The following is an 18,802-nucleotide window of genomic DNA, read 5'->3' on the forward strand; positions in this document are numbered from 1 at the left end:
CGGCGGGGCCCGTAGATCAGCTCATACGCAGGGCGAGGAAGAAGTCGAGCTTGTCCTCCAGCCGGGAAAGGTCACGACCCGTCAACTGCTCGATTCGGCCGACGCGGTAGCGCAACGTGTTGACGTGGAGGTGCAGCCGGGCCGCGCAGCGGGTCCAGGAGCCGTCGCAGTCCAGGAAGGCTTCCAGCGTCTCGATGAGCTCCGCCCGGTGCCGCCGGTCGTAGTCGCGCAGCGGGTCCAGCAGCCGGGCGGTGAAGGCGCGGCGGACGTCGTCGGGGACGAACGGCAGCAGCAGCACGTGCGAGGCCAGCTCATGGTGGCCGGCCGCGCAGACGCGTCCGGGCCGGGCCGCCGCCACGCGCCGGGCGTGCCGGGCCTCCTCCAGCGCACCGCGCAGCCCCTCGGCGGAGTGCACGGCCGCGCTGACACCCAGTGTCAGCCGCCCGTCGTCGGCGAGCCCCGCCGAGAGCGGTTCGCGTACGGAGGCGAGCAGCGCGTCGGCGTGCAGCGCGGGGTCCTGTGCCGCGGGGGCCTCCCCGGCCCCGGATTCCGGTGCGGAGGCGCTGTCGGTGGCGGCGTCTACCGTCTCGGGGAGGGGGGCGGGCACGGCAGGCAGCGGTACGAGGGCGATGGCCTCCTCGCCCGTGTGGGCGACGGCGATGCGGTCGGCGGAGTCGGGGCCGCTGACCGCCGGGTCGACCAGGATCTCCTCCAGCAGCGCCTGGGCGACGGGGCCGCCCGCGATGTCGTCCGGGACGCCGCTCGCCCCGGACGCCCCGGCCGCGGCGGCCCAGTCGACCCGGGCCACCACGACCTGCCACTGCGGGGCGACGCCGAGGCCCGGCAGCAGGACCGGCGCCGCGACCCGGAGCCGGGCCGCGATCTCGGCGGGAGCCGCGCCCGCCTGGACCAGCTCCAGGACCTCCTGGGCGAGCCGGCGGCGTACCGTACGGGCCGCGTCGCGGCGGTCGCGCTCCACCGCGATCAGCTGGGTGACGCCCTGGAGCAGGTCGAGCCGGGCGGCGGGCCAGTCCGAGGCGTCCGCCTCGACGGCGAGCAGCCAGTCGGAGAGCACCGACTCCCGGACGTCGCGGGCGGCCGGGACCGCGCCCCGGCCGGTGTTGCGGATCGGGAAGAGCGAGTACGTCGTACCGGCGACGGACGTCCGGTGCGGGCCCCGGCGTCCGGTGCGGGTCGCCGCGAGGTGCTGTCCGGCCAGCGTCGCGCCCAGCGGTCCGGGCAGCGGGTCTCCGGCCCCGGCGATCTGGCGGCCGGTGGGGGACAGGACCCAGGCCCGCAGGTCGAGGTCGGAGGTGAGCAGATCGAGGACGACCTCGGGGCCGCCGCCCGCCGGGCCCGAGGTCATCAGCCGGCGGTGCCGGTCCACCACGGCGGCCAGGTCCCCGGCCCGCTCGCCGGAAACCTGGCGTACGACGTGCTCGGTGATCGTCGCGAACGCCACGGTCTCGTGCACGGCGAAGAGCGGCAGACGGTGCTGGAGGCACGCCTCGACCAGGTCGGCGGGGATGTCGCCGAGCTCCGCCTCACCCGCCGCCAGCCCGGCGACCCCGGCGCCCGCCAGGATCCGGACGAACGGCTCGGAATCGGCCGCGTCCCGCCGCCAGGCGAGCCCGGTGAGCACCAGCTCGCCGCCGGAGAGGTAGCGGCTCGGGTCGCGCAGGTCGGTCGTCATGACGCCCCGGACCGTGCGGTCCAGCTCGTCGTCGCCGCCGAGCAGCCGCAGGCCCAGCGCGTCGGTCTCCAGCAGTGCGCGCAGCCGCATCTCGTCGCCGCCGATCTTTTCCGTAGGGGAGGGATTGCTTGAGGGGGTACGTCGCCCGGGGGCCGTGGGGTGGGGCCCAGGGGGAAACGGGTACCTGTGAATTGCGGTGAGGTTACGGATCCCCGCCATTCGTTCGAATCTACAAGACGAGGACGGAGACCAGCCAACTCCTTCAGTGTTTCGGTGACTGCACCCACCGGGTCCTGGCTTGTGTACTGGGCCACACACCACGTGAACACCACATGAACGAGCCATACGAGCCAGTCCAGGGCCGGCCGTCCCCAGCCCCAGCGAACGACCCGATTGAGAAGAAGAGAGCCACTCATGGACTTCCTTCGCCCCGCCAGCTGGGAGGAGGCGCTCGCCGCCAAGGCCGAGCACCCCACGGCTGTGCCCATCGCGGGCGGCACCGATGTGATGGTCGAGATCAACTTCGACCACCGGCGGCCCGAGTACCTTCTGGACCTGAACCGCATCGGTGAGCTGTCCGAGTGGGAGGCGGGCCAGGAGAGCGTGCGGCTCGGCGCCTCCGTTCCGTACAGCGCCATCATGGATCACCTGCGCGCCGAGCTGCCCGGTCTGGCGCTCGCCTCGCACACCGTCGCCTCCCCGCAGATCCGCAACCGCGGCGGGGTCGGCGGCAACCTGGGCACCGCGTCGCCCGCCGGTGACGCCCACCCGGCGCTGCTCGCGGCGGGGGCCGAGGTGGAGGCCGAATCCGTCCGCGGAACGCGGCTGATCCCCATCGACGCCTTCTACACAGGCGTCAAGCGCAACGCCCTGGAGCCGGACGAGCTGATCCGCGCCGTGCACATCAAGAAGGCGGACGGGCCCCAGCAGTACTCCAAGGTCGGCACCCGCAACGCGATGGTCATCGCCGTGTGTGCCTTCGGCCTGGCCCTGCACCCCGAGACCCGCACGGTGCGCACCGGCATCGGCTCCGCCGCCCCGACGCCCGTCCGGGCCAAGGAGGCCGAGGCATTCCTGAACGCCGCGCTCGACGAGGGCGGGTTCTGGGAGAGCGGCAAGATCATCACCCCCTCGATCGCCAAGCAGTTCGCCGCGCTCGCGTCCGGCGCCTGCAACCCGATCGACGACGTACGGGGCACGGCGAAGTACCGCAGGCACGCGGTCGGCATCATGGCCCGCCGCACGCTCGGCTGGACCTGGGAGCAGTACCGCGGCGCGGGCCGCGCGCTGGAAGGAGCTGCGTAACCATGCGAGTCAATTTCACGGTCAACGGCCGTCCGCAGGAAGCCGACGACGTGTGGGAGGGCGAGTCCCTCCTCTACGTGCTGCGTGAGCGGATGGGGCTGCCCGGTTCCAAGAACGCCTGCGAGCAGGGCGAATGCGGGTCCTGTACGGTCCGCCTCGACGGCGTCCCGGTCTGCGCCTGCCTGGTCGCCGCCGGCCAGGTCCAGGACCGCGAGGTCGTCACCGTCGAGGGCCTGGCCGACTACGCCAAGCACCGCCAGGACGCCCACCCCGGCGGCGGCTGCGCCTCCGGCGCGTGCGGCACCACCCTGGACGCCGCCCAGCGCTGGCAGTCCAAGCCCACCGACGGCCAGACCGGCGAGGCCCTCGAACTCTCCCCGATCCAGCAGGCGTTCATCGACGCCGGAGCCGTCCAGTGCGGCTTCTGCACCCCCGGCCTGCTGATCGCCGCCGACGAACTGCTGGAGAACAGCCCCTCCCCGTCCGACCAGGACATCCGCGAGGCGCTCTCCGGCAACCTGTGCCGCTGCACCGGTTACGAGAAGATCCTCGACGCGGTCCGCCTCGCGGCCGCCCGTCAGGGAGAGGCCCTCCAGTCATGACGACGCACCCCGAAGCCGCGATGCCCAAGGCCCAGACCGTACCGGCCGGCACGCCCACCAAGATCACCCAGGGTTCACCCACCAAGGGCGGCATCGGCGAGTCCACGCTCCGCCCGGACGGCACCCTGAAGGTCACCGGGGAGTTCGCGTACTCCTCCGACATGTGGCACGAGGACATGCTCTGGGGCCAGACGCTGCGCTCCACCGTCGCGCACGCCGAGATCGTCTCCATCGACACCTCCGAGGCGCTGGCCACCTCCGGCGTCTACGCGGTGCTGACCTATGACGACCTGCCCGCCGAGATGAAGAACTACGGCCTGGAGATCCAGGACACCCCGGTCCTCGCCCACGGCAAGGTCCGCCACCACGGCGAGCCGGTCGCCATCGTGGCCGCCGACCACCCGGAGACGGCCCGCCGCGCCGCCGCCAAGATCAAGATCGAGTACCGGGAGCTGCCCCTCATCACCGACGAGGCGTCGGCGACCGCTCCCGACGCCGTACTCGTGCACGAGGGCCGCGACGACCACCACATCGGCCACGTCCCGCACCCCAACATCGTGCACCGCCAGCCGATCATCCGGGGCGACGCCGACAAGGCCGCCGAGCGCGCCGACGTCATCGTCACCGGCGAGTACACCTTCGGCATGCAGGACCAGGCGTTCCTGGGCCCCGAGTCCGGTCTCGCCGTGCCGTCCGAGGACGGCGGCGTCGAGCTGTACGTCGCCACCCAGTGGCTGCACTCGGACCTCGGCCAGATCGCCCCTGTCCTCGGCCTGCCCGAGGACAAGGTCCGGATGACGCTCTCCGGCGTCGGCGGGGCCTTCGGCGGCCGCGAGGACATCTCGATGCAGATCCACGCCTGCCTGCTGGCGCTCCGCACCGGCAAGCCCGTCAAGATCGTCTACAACCGCTTCGAGTCGTTCTTCGGCCACGTCCACCGCCACCCCGCGAAGCTCCACTACGAGCACGGCGCCACCAAGGACGGCAAGCTCACGCACATGAAGTGCCGCATCGTCCTGGACGGCGGGGCCTACGCCTCCGCCTCCCCGGCGGTCGTCGGCAACGCCTCCTCGCTCTCGGTCGGCCCGTACGTCATCGAGGACGTCGACATCGAGGCGATCGCCCTCTACACCAACAACCCGCCCTGCGGCGCGATGCGCGGCTTCGGCGCGGTCCAGGCGTGCTTCGCCTACGAGGCGCAGATGGACAAGCTCGCCGCCAAGCTGGACATGGACCCGGTGGAGTTCCGGCAGCTCAACGCCATGGAACAGGGCACGCTGCTGCCCACCGGCCAGCCCTGCGACTCGCCGGCCCCGGTCGCCGAGCTGCTGCGCCGCGTCAAGTCCCGGCCGCTGCCGCCCGAGCAGGAGTGGCTGTCGGCGGGCAGCGAGGGCACCTCCGTCGACGTCCGGGCCCTGCCCGGCGGGCTCTCCAACACCACCCACGGCGAAGGCGTCGTCCGGGGGGTCGGCTACGCGGTCGGCCTGAAGAACGTCGGCTTCTCCGAGGGCTTCGACGACTACTCCACCGCCCGGGTCCGGATGGAGGTCATCAACGGCGAGCCGGTCGCCACCGTGCACACCGCGATGGCCGAGGTCGGGCAGGGCGGCGTCACCGTCCACGCCCAGATCGCCCGCACCGAACTCGGCGTCAACCAGGTCACCATCCACCCCGCCGACACCCGCGTCGGCTCCGCCGGATCCACCTCCGCCTCCCGCCAGACGTACGTCACCGGCGGCGCGGTCAAGAACTCCTGCGAAGCCGTACGGGAGAAGGTCCTGGAGCTCGGCCGCACCAAGTTCGGCACCTACCACCCGGCCTGGGCCACCGCCGAACTCCTCCTGGAGGGCGGCAAGGTCGTCACCGACGGCGGCGAAGTCCTGGCCGACGTGGCCGACGTCCTGGAGGACGAGGCGATCGACATCGAGCTGGAGTGGCGCCACCGGCCCACCGAGGCGTTCGACCTGCGCACCGGACAGGGCAACGGCCACGTCCAGTACTCCTTCGCCGCGCACCGCGCGGTCGTCGAGGTCGACACCGAACTCGGCCTGGTCAAGGTCATCGAACTGGCCTGCGCCCAGGACGTCGGCAAGGCGCTCAACCCGCTCTCCGTCCTCGGCCAGATCCAGGGCGGCACCCTCCAGGGCATGGGCGTCGCCGTGATGGAGGAGATCATCGTCGACCCGAAGACCGCGAAGGTGCGCAACCCCTCCTTCACGGACTACCTCCTCCCCACCATCCTCGACACGCCGACCATCCCCGTCGACGTGCTCGAACTCGCCGACGAGCACGCCCCGTACGGGCTGCGCGGCATCGGCGAGGCCCCCACCCTGTCGTCGACCCCGGCCGTCCTCGCGGCGATCCGGAACGCGACGGGACTCCAGCTCGACAGGACCCCGGTACGCCCCGAGCACCTCACCGGTACCTGAGAGGCGGGCCGGGGGATCACCCCCGGCCCCCTCCGAGCGGTCCCCCCCCGGACTCTCCGGGCGGTGCGCATGGCCGAGAACGTCACACTTCCCCGCGTACCGCACCGCCCGGAGACACCGAGCACCGCACCGCTCGCGGTTCTCCGCCGTGCCGACAGCACGGCAGCGCCTCACGGATCATCCGTGCCGCCGGCACATCCGTATCTGCTTCAACAGTTCGTCCCGGCCGTCCCCGGGTCGTGCAGCCGACGCAGTCATCCCAAATCCCGCATTCAGGAATCTCCAAGCGGGTGCCCCTGTGAACCTTGGGAGTCAGGCATCATGACCCAGCAGTCAGTGGAACCGAAGACCAGTCCGGAGGCCGCGGGCCCCGGCTCGCGCGTCCCCGCCGGAAGATCATGGCTCGACCGGTACTTCCACATATCCGAACGAGGTTCCACGGTCGCGCGCGAGGTGCGCGGCGGCGTCACGACCTTCATGGCCATGGCGTACATCCTCCTGCTCAACCCGCTGATCCTCGGCGGCAAGGACGTCGACGAGAACTTCCTCAGCCAGAGCGGCCTGATCACCGCGACCGCCCTCGCGGCGGCCGCGACGACCCTGCTCATGGGCTTCGTCGGCAAGGTGCCCCTGGCGCTCGCCGCCGGACTGAGCGTCTCCGGCGTGCTGGCCTCGCAGGTCGCGCCCAACATGACCTGGCCACAGGCCATGGGCATGTGCGTGATCTACGGTGTGGTGATCTGCCTCCTGGTGGTCACCGGCCTCCGCGAGCTGATCATGAACGCGATTCCGCTCGCGCTCAAGCACGGCATCACCATGGGCATCGGGCTCTTCATCGCCCTCATCGGCCTCTACAAGGCCGGCTTCGTCCACCAGGGCCAGGCGACCCCCGTCTCCCTCGGCCCGGCCGGTGAACTCGCCGGCTGGCCCGTGCTGATCTTCTGCGTCACCCTGCTCCTCATCTTCATGCTCCAGGCGCGCAACATCCCCGGCGCGATACTGATCGGCATCGTCGTGGGCACGCTGGTGGCCATGGTCCTCAACGCGATCGTCGACATCGACGCCAAGGCGTGGAGCAGCGGCCCGCCCGCCCTGGAGGGCAGCGCGGTCTCCGCACCCGACTTCTCCCTCTTCGGCAACGTGGAGTTCGGCGGCTGGGGCGACGTCGGCGTGATCACGGTCGGCATGATCGTCTTCACCCTGGTGCTGGCCGGTTTCTTCGACGCGATGGCCACCATCATCGGCGTCGGCACCGAGGCCAAGCTCGCCGACGACAAGGGCCGGATGCCGGGCCTGTCCAAGGCGCTGTTCGTCGACGGCGCCGGCGGCGTCATCGGCGGTGTCGCCTCGGGCTCCGGACAGACGGTCTTCGTCGAATCGGCCACCGGCGTCGGGGAAGGCGCCCGGACCGGGCTGGCCTCCGTCGTCACCGGCCTCTTCTTCGCCGCCTGTCTCTTCTTCACCCCGCTCACCGCGATCGTGCCGACCGAGGTGGCCTCCGCCGCCCTCGTCGTCATCGGCGCGATGATGATGCAGAACGCCCGGCACGTGGACTGGAGCGACCGTTCCGTCGCCATCCCGGTCTTCCTGACCGTGGTCCTGATGCCCTTCACGTACACCATCACCACCGGTGTCGCCGCGGGCGTCGTCGCGTACTCCGCCATCAAGCTCGCCCAGGGCAGGGCCCGCGAGGTCGGGGCCTTCATGTGGGGACTGACGGTGATCTTCATCGTCTTCTTCGCCCTCAACCCGATCGAGAGCTGGCTCGGCGTCCACTGACGCCGGCCGTCCCTCCCTCTCTTCGTCCAAAGGAGACACGCCATGCTGGACATCGCCGAAGAGCTCGACCGGTGGGTCTCGCAGGGACGCGAGTTCGCCGTCGCCACCGTGGTGGCGGTCGGCGGCAGCGCGCCCCGGCAGCCGGGCGCGGCCCTCGCCGTCGACCGCGACGGCACGGCCATCGGCTCGGTCTCCGGCGGATGCGTGGAGGGCGCGGTCTACGAACTGTGCCAACAGGCCCTTCAGGACGGGAACTCCGTCCGCGAGCGCTTCGGCTACAGCGACGAGGACGCCTTCGCGGTCGGCCTGACCTGCGGCGGCGTCATCGACATCCTGGTCACACCGGTACGGGCGGACGACCCCGCCCGCCCGGTGTTCGCCGCCGCGCTCGCGGCCGCCGCGCAGGGGACGGCGGCCGCCCTGGCGCGGATCACGGACGGGCCCGAGGAACTGCTCGGGCGCCCGCTCCTGGTCCGGGCCGACGGGAGTTACGAGGGCGGGCTCGGCGGCCACCCGGCGCTCGACCGGACCGCCGCGGCCGAGACCCGGGCCCTGCTGGACGGGGGCCGCACCGGCCCGCTCGCCATCGGCGCGGAGGGCTCCCGCTGCGGCCGGCCGATCCAGCTCCTGGTCGAGTCCAGCGTGCCGCCGCCCCGCATGATCGTGTTCGGCGCGATCGACTTCGCCGCAGCCCTGGTGAGGGCCGGGAAGTTCCTCGGCTACCGGGTCACCGTCTGCGACGCCCGGCCGGTCTTCGCCACCGCCGCCCGCTTCCCCGACGCCGACGAGATCGTCGTCGACTGGCCCCACCGCTACCTCGCGGGGACCGGCACCGACGCCCGTACGGTGCTCTGCGTCCTCACCCACGACGCCAAGTTCGACGTGCCGCTGCTGGAGGCCGCCCTGCGCCTCCCGGTCGCCTACGTCGGCGCGATGGGATCGCGCCGCACCCACCTGGAGCGCAATGACCGGCTGCGCGAGGTCGGCCTCACCGACCGCGAACTGGCCCGGCTGCACTCGCCGATCGGCCTCGACCTCGGAGCCCGTACGCCGGAGGAGACGGCCCTGTCCATCGCCGCCGAGATCGTCGCGGTCCGGCGCGGCGGCAGCGGCGTACCGCTCACCGGGGCCCACACCCCGATCCACCACGACAGCAGCGGCCAGCCGCTCGCGTCGGTGGCCTGAAACAGCCGGGCCCGGCGCTCTGCGCGCCCCCGGGCGCGGTGCCCGGGGGCGCGCACCCTCGCTCAGCGCCCCGCCTGGAGCGCCCCCCACGTGGCCGGGCCCACCTTGCCGTCGACGCTCAGGCCGCGGCTGCTCTGGTAGGTGCGCACGGCCGTCTCCGTCGTCGGGCCGAAGCTGCCGTCCACGCTCACGGTGGTGCCGAGCGCCGCCGTGAGGGAGCGCTGGAGGCGCTTCACCGCGTCGCCGGAGCCGCCGCGCGCGAGAGCGGGGGTCGTGCCGGCCGACAGCAGGGCCGTCCAGGTCTTCGGGCCGACCGCGCCGTCAGCGGTGAGCGAGCGGGCCCGCTGGAACGCCTGCGCGGCGGTCTTGGTGGCCGGGCCGAAGAGGCCGTCCGCGGTGCCGGCCGCATAACCCTGGGCGTTGAGCAACTGCTGCACCGCCTTCACCTGCGGGCCCGAGGAGCCCGACTGCTGGAGGGCGTACGAGGGGAAGGTCAGGCTGTCGCCGCCGGTGCCGGGGCCGCCCCCGACCAGCTGCATGTAGCGGTTCCAGTCCCAGTGCACCCCGGGGTCGGTGTGGTCGTTCCCGGGGACCTCGCTGTGCCCGACGATGTGCGTGCGGTTCCTGGGGATGTCATAGCGCGCGCTGAGGTGCGCGGTCAGGGCGGCGGAGGAGCGGTACATCGCGTCGGTGAACCAGGCCGGGTTGTCGACGTACCCCTCGTGTTCGAGTCCGATGGACGAGGAGTTGGCGCTGCGGGCGTGCCACGCCGTGTTGGAGTCGCGGACCGTCTGGGTGATCTCCCCGTCCGAGGACCGGATCACGTAGTGGGCGCTGACCTGGGACGCCGGGTTCTGGAACCAGCTGATGGAACCGGCGTACGAGCCCTGCGTGACGTGGACGACCACCTTGTTGATGGTCGCCGTCCGCCCGGTGGCGTAGTTCTGGGAGGAGGCGGGGACCCACAGCGCCGAGGGGTAGTCGGGGCTCTGCGCGTAGACCCCGGCCGCGGGGACCTCGTCCTTGTCCGGGGCGACCGGGCGGGAGGGGACCCGTACCTTCTCGCCGCTGGGGGCCGTCGCGGTCAGGCCCTCGGCGAGGAACGAGAACACCGTGTCGGCGTAGAGCGCGGCGGCCGTTCCCTCGGCCTCGCTGTAGCGGGCGACCGCCGGATACCAGGCGTTGACGTCGCTCCGCTCCGCGCGGTCCAGGCCGAGGCGGTCGGCGTGGTCGCGCAGGACGGCGGCCCCGCCCAGGATGTTCGCGGCGTTGTCCCGGCGCAGCCGGTCGGCCGACTCGCCGGTCAGCGCCGACGCCTTCTCCAGGGAGCGGTTCTCGGGGTTGCTCGCCAGGTGCATGACGCCGTAGCCGTTCGCCTGGCTGGGCAGCCCCGCGTGGCCGTCGAGCCGGCTCTCGCCGTAGCCGACCGCGGCGAGCAGATCGCGCGGTACGCCGTACTCCCGCGCCGCCCGGTCGAAGGCGTTGTTCAGCGGGTCGGCGGCGGGCGGCGCCGGGGCGGCGGTCGCCGGGTGGCCGGTGGCGACGAGCGCCGTGACCGTGAGGGCCGCCAGGAATGAGGCGCGGGCCCGGGTGCGGGCAGCGGGACGTCTGGGCATGGGGGCTCCTGCTCTCTGGAAAACCTCGGGGGATGTTCTGGGGAATCCGCGGGGGGAAGAGAAAGGCCCTCGGCCCGGGGTGAGGGGACCGAGGGCGTCGAGCGCACCCAGGCTAGCGAGGTGAGAAGGGCATGACAACGATGGGCGGGAGCTGGTGTGTCGCGCAACTGGCTTGATTTTTCAGGGAGTTGACGGGCAATTAGGGCTGGTCGGGTGAGTGTGCGCATCACTCGACGGGGTGGGGGATGGGCCGAACGGCTCCGCCTCGGCCGTCAGCGGTTCGGGAGGGGCCGGACCTGCGCCCGCCCCTCCCGAGGCCGGTTCCGGTCCCGGCCTCGACTGCGGTCCCGGCTGCGGCTGCGGACCCGGTCGCGGCCCGCGCCGCCGGTCACGGCCCGCGCCAGAGGTTGGCGAAGGCCGCGTTCTCGATGGTCCGCCTCTGACGTACGGCCTCCAGCTCCATCACCGCGTCGTGGACGGCGGCCACCACGGTCGTCGCGGCGTCGCCCCCGAGGCCGGGCTCGTCGCCGGGCCGCTCGTCGTCGGGCCGGTCGGTGCCGGGCCCTTCGCCGTCCTGCCTCTCCTCGCCGTCCGGCCCTTCGCCGTCGACGCCCACGGCCGAGGCGAGGGCGGTCAGGACGGGCTCCCTCTCCTCCCAGCGCTCCGCCGCCGCCCGGCGCGCGGGCGTGTCGGCCGGCTCCACGCGTTCCGGGCCGAAGGACAGCCGGCCGCCGCGCTTCCGGGTCAGCTCGCCGTCCTCCTCAAGTGCCGCCTGGTAGGCGGCCGCGAGGTCCTGGCCCCGTCGCCACAGCCAGTCCTCCACCGGCTCGTGCGGCGGCTGCCGGGTGAGCTGTGCCGCGGCCTCGTCGAGGAGCCGGTCCGCCGGGGGCGTCGGTCCGCCCGGCACGATGCGGTCGCCGTCCAGCGTGACGGCCCCGGCGGTGATGAGATCGATCAGCTCGGCTCCGGCGAGGGCGAGCGACAGGTCGCCCTGCCCCACGGCGTGCTCCGGCTCCGGGCTCATGGCGATGATGAACAGGTCTTTCGCCGTGGTCATGAACGGTTCCTCTCGAAGACGTCGACAATGATGCTGACGGCCCGTCCGCCGGACGGAAAGCCCCGCTCGGCCGGACGGAAGGCCCAGCCAGCCGGTCCGCCGGCCCGCCGGACAGCCCAGCCCGCTCAGCGCCTGGTCAGCCGGACCACCGGGATGTCCCGCTCGGTGCCCGCCTGGTACTGCGCATAGCGCGGGAACAGCTCCACCAGACGCGGCCAGACCCGGGCCTTCTCCTCGGCCGGCAGGGTCGCCGCGAGGGCCGGGAAGCGCTCCGTGCCCACCCGGAGCTCGACCTCGGGGTTCGCCCGGATGTTGAGGTACCACAGCGGGGGCCGGTCGGAGCCGCCGTTGGAGGCCACGATCAGATGGTCGTCGCCGTCCCGCCCGTACATCAGCACCGTCCGCCGCACGGCCCCGCTGCGCCGCCCCACGTAATCCATCAGCAGACACGGCACCCCCAGCTGGGTCGTGCCCTTCGTCCCGCCGGACGACTCGTACAGCTCCGCCTGCCGGGCCACCCAGCCGGTGGGGCTGAGTTCGACCTCCGCCGCGCCGTCCGCTTCCGCCGCCATGCGCCTCTCCTCCACCTCGTACGGTCCGTCCGCCCATCCTGGCACCCCACCCGGGCGCGCCGGGGGATTCGTACACCTGGACAGCCCTCCCACCGCACGGGGGAACGAGGGCCGAGAAGCCGTCCCGGAAGGCGTATAAAGGGTCCTTCCGGAGCAGCCGGCGTCCCCCGATGGCCCATCCCACCTCACCCCCAACGCGCGGCCGGCGTCACCGCGTCACTGAGCCCAGGAGCGCCAATGAGCACCTCGGAAGAGATCAGCGCCCTGCTGGTAGCGAAGTTCGGAACCGACCCCGAGGCCATCCGCCCCGACGTTCCGCTGCACCGGCTGCGGCTGGACTCCCTCGCCCTGGAGGAGCTGCGGCTGCTCATCGAGGACCGGCTGGACGTCGACCTGGAGGACGTCGCGCTCACCTCGCGCGACACCCTCGGCCGCCTCATCGAGGTCGTCCACGTCAAGGCGACCGCATGAGCGCCCCAGCGGCCCCCGCGCCCTACCGCCGTTCGCCGCTCGCCCCGTTCGCCGCCGCCGTCACCGGGGTCGGCCTGGTCACCGCCGCCGGTACGGGCGTCGGGGCCGCCTGGCACGGCGTCACCGAGGGGCTCACCCCGTCCGTGGGCCCCCGGCCCGAACTCGACGGCCTGCCCTGCGACTTCTTCTACTCCGTCACCGACTGCGACCCGCGCGAGGTGCTCGGGGTGGCCGCGCAGCGGCTGATGGACCGTTTCGCCCAGCTCGCCGTGATCGCCGCCCGCGAGGCCGTCGCGGACGCCGGGCTCGACCCCTCGGTCTGGGACGGCGGACGGGTCGGCATCGTCATCGGCTCCGCCCACGGCGGGCTGCCCTTCTACGACGAGCAGAACGCCGCCCTCGCCGAGCGCGGCCCCCGCCGGGTCTCCCCGAAGCTCGCCCCGCTCAGCGTCGTCAACGGCGCGGCCAGCAGCGTCAGTCTGGACCTCGGCGTGCGGGGCCCCAGCCAGGCCGTCTCCACCGCCTGCTCCTCCGGCACCGTCGCCATCGGCACCGCCCACCAGATGCTCCGCTCCGGAGCCTGCGACATCGTCATCGCGGGCGGCGCCGAATCCACCTGCACCCGCCTCCTGATCGCCAGCGCGTGCAGCCTCAAGGCCGTCTCCACCCGCCGCGAGGACCCCGCGGCCGCCTGCCGCCCCTTCGACACCCACCGCGACGGCTTCGTCGTCGGGGAGGGCGCGGGCCTGCTGGTCCTGGAGCACCCCGAGCACGCCCGCGCCCGCGGGGCCTTCGTCCGCGCCCACGTGAGCGGTTACGGAGCCTCCAGCGACGCCCACTCCGCCGTCGCCCCGGACCCCGAGGGCCTCGGCATCGAACGCGCCCTGCGCACCGCCCTCGCGGACGCCGGGCTCTCCCCGGCCGACGTCGGCCACGTCAACGCCCACGGCACCTCGACGCTCTCCAACGACCTCATCGAGGCCACCATGCTCCGCCGCGTCCTCGGCGAAAGCCCTCTGGTCACCTCGACCAAGGCGATGACCGGGCACACCCTCGGCGCGGCCGGCGGCATCGAGGCCGCACTCACCGTGCTCGCCCTCCAGCACCAACTGGTCCCGCCCACCGTCAACCTGGACGTCCCCGACCCGCTGATCCCGCTCGACGTGGTCGCGAAGGAGGCCCGCGGCGCCTCCTTCGACTGCGCCGTCAAGACGTCCTTGGGCTTCGGCGGCCACAACGCGGCGCTCGTCCTCACCAGAGCCTGACCGGAAGGGAGTCGATGAACATGTCCGAGGAGATCATCCGAAGCCTGTCGGTCGACGGAGTGCGTTACGGCTATCGCGTCCTTCCGTGCGACGGGAGCGGCGGGGGCCCCGTCACCGCGCCGGCGCTCGTCCTCGGCGGCGCGCTCCAGGGCATGTACGGCTGGCCCCAGATGGACGACCACCTGGGCCCGGCCGCCGACGTGGTCACCGCCGACCTGCCCGGCATGGGCACCGCCGACCCCCTCCCGCCCGGCCCCAGCGCCGACATCCTGCGCCGCGCGGTCCTGCGGATCGTCGACGACCTCGGCGCGCCCCGGGTCAACCTCTTCGGCTTCTCGTACGGCACCGCCATCGCCTTCGGCTTCGCCCAGCGGCACCCCGAGCGGGTGGCGCGGCTCGCCCTCGGCGGCGTACCGGTCCATATCGACACCGCGCAGGTCGACCGCTGGGAGCGGGGCCGGGAGCTGCTGGCGGCCGGGGACCAGGAGGGGTTCGCGGCACTGGCCGCCGACGCGCTGATGTGCCTGGACCCCGAACGGGTGGTGCATCGACGGGAGTTGGCCCGCCGCTATGTGCGGCGCTCCTTCCTGCACGCGCTCACGCACTCGCCGCACGCGGCGGACTCGCTGTACCGGGCGCTGGCCGACCGGCCGGACTTCTCCGGCGGGCTGAGCGGCGTACCGGCGCTGGTCTTCGCCGGGGAGCACGACACGGTGACCCCGCCGGAGCGGCAGCGGGAGTTCGCGGCGACCATCGAGGGGAGCCGGTTCCTGACGATCGGGGAGTCCGACCACTGGGTGGTCCTGGAGCGGGCCGTGGAGGTGGCGGAGCTGGTGGCCCGGTTCTTCACGGAGGGGGAGTGCGGGGGCGCTTCCGTCCCCCTGCCGCGTCAGGCGGGCGCACCGGCGGGCCGGATCTGAGAGTCCGGCCCGCCGGGTCCCGGGTTCACCGCCGGAGACGGACCACCTGCGGGTCGTGGTCGCTCGCCTGGTCGGCGAACTCCGCGTTGATGTGCACCACGTCGTAGTCGAAGCGCCGGACCGCCGGGCTCGTCAGGATGTGGTCCAGCGTCTGCGAGTTGCCGTCGAAGACGTAGCTGTACCGCTCCGAGGAGGGCAGCGTCGTGATCAGGGGCTTGAGCACCTTGCCCTTGGTCAGCGCCGTGAACGTCGGGGAGAACTCGAAGTCGTTGAAGTCCCCGAGCGCCACCACCCGCGCCGACTTGTCCGCCTTCAGCAGCGAGGCGACGAAGGTGTTCACCTCGGCGGCCTGCTGGATCCGCTTCGTCTCCGAGGAACGCGTCGGCTCCTGGAAGCGGCCGTGCAGCGGCTGGTCGCCGCCCTTGGAGCCGAAGTGGTTGCCGATGACGAAGACCGGCTCGCCCCGGAAGGTGAACTCGCCCACCAGCGGCTTGCGGCTGGACTCCCACGCCGGGCTCGCCGGGTTGATCCGGCCGGGGGAGGCGGAGAGCTCGACGCCCTTGCGGGTCTTGACCGCCTGGACCGGTGTGGTGGCGTCGCCGCCCGGCCGGTCGGCGAAGGAGACCCGCTTCGGGTTGTGGAGGAAGACGTTGCGGATGTTGCCGCCCGGCTCGCCGCCGTCCTTGTTGTTCTCCGGGGCGATGTAGCGCCAGGCGTAACGGGGGCCGCCCTTCGCGACGATCGCGTCCGTGAACCGCTTCAGCGTCGCCTCGGAGCCGACCGTGCCGTCGTTGACCGGGCCGTTGTCGTCCTGGATCTCCTCCAGCGAGATGATGTCGGGGGAGGACAGGTTGACCGCGACGCCCTCGGCCAGCGTGTCGAACTTGGCCTGCGCGTCGGCCGCGTCCAGGTTCTCGACGTTGTACGTGGCGACCGCCAGCTCGTCCTTCTTCTGCTTGCGGGTCACCTCGCGCCGCAGCTTCTTGTCGACGTGCGTGCCCAGTTCGGTGGCCTGCACGTTGTAGCCGCCGTAACTGGCGTAGTCCAGCACGCCGGTGGTGCGGCCCTTCAGCACGTCGCCGACGTTCGCCGCGGGGATCGGCTGCGCCGGATCCAGCGACATCACCTTGAGCCGGCCGGTGTTCTGGTCCGCGTACGAGGCGTAGCGCGTGCCGCCGCGCCGGGTCGGGTTCTCCTTCGGCTTGACCGTCACCCAGATCTCGTCGTACGCCGTCGTCGCCCCGGTCACGCGGGTGTCGGCGATGCGGACGCGGACGCCCTCCAGGGACTCGTACAGGTCCAGGGCGTAACGCCGGGGGTTGAGCGGCAGCGCGTCGATCGTGCCGCCGCCCGCCGAGGGGACGTAACGGCCGGGCACCGAGCGGGCGTCGAGGACGACCGGGGCGGGCAGCGCGTTGCCGGAGGAGAGGACGGTGGTGCGGGGCGCGGTGAGCTGGGTGATCGACTGGGTGCCGGCGCCCGGGTAGTACTCGGCCACCTTCCCGCTCACCAGGACCGCGTCCCCGGCCTTCACGGCCGGTGCGGCGGAGCCGGTGTAGACGAACAGGCCCTCGCTGGTGCGCGCGTCCTTGTCGGGCGCGGTCTCCTGGATCCAGAAGCCGCGCGAACCCGTCGTCCGTACGCCGGTGACGATGCCGGGGACGCCGGTGACCGTCGTGCCGTCGAGCGGGGAGACGCGGGTTGCGCCCTGGATGTCGTGGATGCGCACGGGACCGGGCTCGGTCGGGCCGGGCTCCTCCGGCTCCTGGCCGCCGCCGGACGTCTCACCGGCCGCGTTGACGGGGGTCGGGGCGCCGGCCGAGAGGTCGGCCGCGTTGTCGTCGGTGTCGGCGAGCGAGGCGGACCGGGAGACGGACGCGGTGGCCGACGCGCCGGTGGCCGGGCCGCTCCCCTCCCGTACGACCGCGGAGCCGTAGCCGACCAGGTCCACGATCCGGGGCTCCGCCGCGCAGTCCGCAGCCGTCCTGCACGTCAGCGGTGTGGTGCCGGAGACCAGGGCCACGGTGCCGCTCGCGGCGGCCAGCGCGATGGTCCCGGTGGCGTCCGGGGCGGGCAGGGCGACGGTGCCGCCGGTGCCCGCGGCCTGGGCGACGAGGTAGCGGCCGCCGGGGGCGATCGTCCCGGTGAGCTCGGAGACCTGCCACTGCGAACCGGCGGAAGGGGCGCCCGGCAGGTACTGGACGCTGAGGCCGCCGACCTCGAACGGCGCGGAACCGGCGTTGGCGAGCTCGACGAAGTCACGGGTCAGCGTCGCGCCGGCGTTGCCCCCGCCGCCGTACACCTCGGAGATCACGGCGGTGGCGGACGGGGCCGCGTGGGCGGCGGGCAGGGCGGTCACCGCGAGCGCGACGGCGACGGCGCCGGTCAGCAGGACGGAACCGGATCTGGATATCTGCACGGGAGGTGCCCCCAACTTGGTAGTGAGGGCCAAAAACTATGCGCGTAGAACAGGGTGTGACAAGGCATCATCGGTTAATTCCCGGCATCATCCGGGTGGATGGCAGGTCGCCGCGTCCCGCGCCGGCCGCCGCGCGGCCCTCGGCCGGGCCGCCGCCGGAGCCCGCCGCACGCCCGTCACGAGCGGCAACGCCCCGGCGACACCCTCCTGAGGGACGGCCGTCCGGGCCGTCCTCAACGACGCTTCTCCGCACCGCCGTTCCTCATGATGCGCGCGGCCGGGGTCACTGGCGGATGCGCTCGCGGATCCAGACCCCGGCCGGCTTCAGGACTCCGGTCCCGGTCCAGTCGGAGCCGTCGCAGGTCCCGGTCTTGAAGACGGCTCCTGAGCGGTGGTCGTCGGAGTAGTTCCAGTTGGTCCAGGAGATCTTCTTGCGCTTCATCAGGTCGAGGTAGCGCTGCGACATCGCGAAGTCGTCGGCCCCCTCGCCCGCGTAGTTCTGCGTGCCGAACTCGGTCACGAACACGGGGAGTCTGTCGGAGGCCCGGTCCAGGGCGTCGAGGTACGCCTCGCGGTGCGAGGCCGCGTAGAAGTGGAAGGTGTACATGATGTTCGAGGCGCGGACCGGGTTGTTCACCACTTCCCTCTCGTCCGCGCCCTCGGAGACCCCGAACGAGGACCACGCCCGCGTGCCGACCAGCACCACCGCGTTCGGATCGTGGGCCCGGATCACCGGGATGATCTGCTCGGCGTACGACTTGACGGCCGACCAGCTCACCCCGGAGGGCTCGTTGGCGATCTCGTAAAGCACGCCCGGGTGGTTCCGGTACTTCTTCGCCATCGCCGTGAAGAAGGTCTTCGCCCGTGCGAGGTTGGCGTTCGGATCGCCCGGCGTGAGCATGTGCCAGTCGATCACCGCGTACATCCCGCGCGCGTGCGCCGCGTCGATGAACTTCTGCGCCCGCGCGGTGAATCCGGCCGGGTCGCTCTCGTACCCGCCCTCCTGTACGTAGGTGGAGACGCGCAGCACGTCGGCGCGCCAGTCGTGGGCGAGGGCGTTGAGCGACCCCTCGGTGACGCACTGCGCGTACCACTGGGTGCCGTGGGTGCTCATGCCGTTGAGGGCGATCGCCCGGCCGGAGGCGTTGCAGAGCTGCCGGCCGCAGACGGAGAGCCTGCCGTTGGCCGCTAGCGGGGTCGCGGCGGTGGGGGAGTCGGGGGCCGGGGCCGCTCCCGCTTGGGCGGGGGTCAGGAGCGCGGTGACCACGCCCAGCGCGGACGCGGCGAGCAGGGCCTTGCGGGCGAATGTGCGGCGGCGGGCCGTGGGGGCGGGGGTGGGCCCGGTGGGGGGAGTGGGGTGCTGGTGCATGGTGGTGCTCCCTTCGGGTGGGGTGGGAGTCGCCATGGCGGCACGACTGAAAGTAAAGGTTCCTGTCAATTGACGTCAACAGTGTTGGGAAAGTTTCCTGTCTATTGGCGCGCATGAGTG

Annotated in this window: 14 protein-coding genes; 8 read left to right on the forward strand and 6 right to left on the reverse strand. The window is 72.7% G+C overall.

Features of this window, described 5'->3' with window-relative positions:
* Positions 1 to 16: 16 nt before the first annotated feature.
* The gene (locus ACLJPL_RS14680) at positions 17 to 1,783 is read right to left on the reverse strand and encodes a PucR family transcriptional regulator (RefSeq protein WP_411081256.1); all 1,767 of its coding nucleotides are present in this window, start codon (positions 1,781 to 1,783) and stop codon (positions 17 to 19) included.
* A gap of 324 nt (positions 1,784 to 2,107) precedes the next feature.
* Here ACLJPL_RS14680 and ACLJPL_RS14685 point away from each other — a divergent pair, with 324 nt between their 5' ends.
* The 5 genes from ACLJPL_RS14685 to ACLJPL_RS14705 all read left to right on the forward strand — a co-directional run bounded on the left by ACLJPL_RS14685 (position 2,108) and on the right by ACLJPL_RS14705 (position 8,993).
* On the forward strand, positions 2,108 to 2,998 hold the full coding sequence (locus ACLJPL_RS14685) for an FAD binding domain-containing protein (protein WP_411081257.1): 891 nt from the start codon (positions 2,108 to 2,110) through the stop codon (positions 2,996 to 2,998).
* A gap of 2 nt (positions 2,999 to 3,000) precedes the next feature.
* Complete coding sequence (locus tag ACLJPL_RS14690; RefSeq protein WP_411081258.1) at positions 3,001 to 3,600, forward strand: (2Fe-2S)-binding protein; 600 nt, start codon at positions 3,001 to 3,003, stop codon at positions 3,598 to 3,600.
* Positions 3,597 to 6,029 carry a xanthine dehydrogenase family protein molybdopterin-binding subunit gene (locus tag ACLJPL_RS14695; RefSeq protein ID WP_411081259.1) on the forward strand — a complete coding sequence of 811 codons (2,433 nt, stop codon included), beginning with the start codon at positions 3,597 to 3,599 and terminating at the stop codon, positions 6,027 to 6,029. The genes ACLJPL_RS14690 and ACLJPL_RS14695 overlap by 4 nt, the downstream gene beginning before the upstream one ends.
* Positions 6,030 to 6,350: 321 nt before the next feature.
* Positions 6,351 to 7,808 carry an NCS2 family permease gene (locus tag ACLJPL_RS14700; protein WP_411081260.1) on the forward strand — a complete coding sequence of 486 codons (1,458 nt, stop codon included), beginning with the start codon at positions 6,351 to 6,353 and terminating at the stop codon, positions 7,806 to 7,808.
* Positions 7,809 to 7,850: 42 nt separating this feature from the next.
* Complete coding sequence (locus ACLJPL_RS14705) at positions 7,851 to 8,993, forward strand: XdhC family protein (protein ID WP_411081261.1); 1,143 nt, start codon at positions 7,851 to 7,853, stop codon at positions 8,991 to 8,993.
* Positions 8,994 to 9,055: 62 nt separating this feature from the next.
* Here ACLJPL_RS14705 and ACLJPL_RS14710 read toward each other — a convergent pair whose 3' ends face one another.
* From ACLJPL_RS14710 to ACLJPL_RS14720, 3 genes are all read right to left on the reverse strand, one after another.
* Complete coding sequence (locus ACLJPL_RS14710) at positions 9,056 to 10,609, reverse strand: peptidoglycan-binding protein (protein WP_411081262.1); 1,554 nt, start codon at positions 10,607 to 10,609, stop codon at positions 9,056 to 9,058.
* Between the two features lie 388 nt (positions 10,610 to 10,997).
* Positions 10,998 to 11,666 (reverse strand): GOLPH3/VPS74 family protein, encoded by a 669-nt coding sequence (locus tag ACLJPL_RS14715; protein ID WP_411081263.1) that lies wholly within the window; start codon positions 11,664 to 11,666, stop codon positions 10,998 to 11,000.
* Between the two features lie 125 nt (positions 11,667 to 11,791).
* The gene (locus ACLJPL_RS14720; protein ID WP_411081264.1) at positions 11,792 to 12,238 is read right to left on the reverse strand and encodes a nitroreductase family deazaflavin-dependent oxidoreductase; all 447 of its coding nucleotides are present in this window, start codon (positions 12,236 to 12,238) and stop codon (positions 11,792 to 11,794) included.
* Positions 12,239 to 12,475: 237 nt separating this feature from the next.
* On the opposite strand from ACLJPL_RS14720, the gene ACLJPL_RS14725 reads away from it, so the two are divergent.
* The 3 genes from ACLJPL_RS14725 to ACLJPL_RS14735 are packed head-to-tail and all read left to right on the forward strand — an operon-like array spanning position 12,476 to position 14,894.
* Complete coding sequence (locus ACLJPL_RS14725; protein WP_411081265.1) at positions 12,476 to 12,709, forward strand: acyl carrier protein; 234 nt, start codon at positions 12,476 to 12,478, stop codon at positions 12,707 to 12,709.
* Complete coding sequence (locus ACLJPL_RS14730) at positions 12,706 to 13,974, forward strand: beta-ketoacyl-[acyl-carrier-protein] synthase family protein (protein WP_411081266.1); 1,269 nt, start codon at positions 12,706 to 12,708, stop codon at positions 13,972 to 13,974. Before ACLJPL_RS14725 ends, ACLJPL_RS14730 begins: the two co-directional genes overlap by 4 nt.
* 20 nt (positions 13,975 to 13,994) lie before the next feature.
* Positions 13,995 to 14,894 (forward strand): alpha/beta fold hydrolase, encoded by a 900-nt coding sequence (locus tag ACLJPL_RS14735; protein ID WP_411081267.1) that lies wholly within the window; start codon positions 13,995 to 13,997, stop codon positions 14,892 to 14,894.
* Positions 14,895 to 14,919: 25 nt separating this feature from the next.
* On the opposite strand, the gene ACLJPL_RS14740 is transcribed toward ACLJPL_RS14735, so the two are convergent.
* Together ACLJPL_RS14740 and ACLJPL_RS14745 are read right to left on the reverse strand one after the other, a co-directional pair.
* Positions 14,920 to 17,313 (reverse strand): endonuclease/exonuclease/phosphatase family protein, encoded by a 2,394-nt coding sequence (locus tag ACLJPL_RS14740; protein ID WP_411081268.1) that lies wholly within the window; start codon positions 17,311 to 17,313, stop codon positions 14,920 to 14,922.
* Positions 17,314 to 17,596: 283 nt separating this feature from the next.
* A complete protein-coding gene (locus ACLJPL_RS14745; RefSeq protein WP_411081269.1) occupies positions 17,597 to 18,682 on the reverse strand; it encodes a glycoside hydrolase family 5 protein in 1,086 nt (361 codons plus the stop codon).
* Positions 18,683 to 18,802: the final 120 nt, after the last annotated feature.

The sequence above is a fragment of the Streptomyces sp. cmx-18-6 genome (assembly GCF_046548915.1).
Classification (GTDB): Bacteria; Actinomycetota; Actinomycetes; order Streptomycetales; family Streptomycetaceae; genus Streptomyces.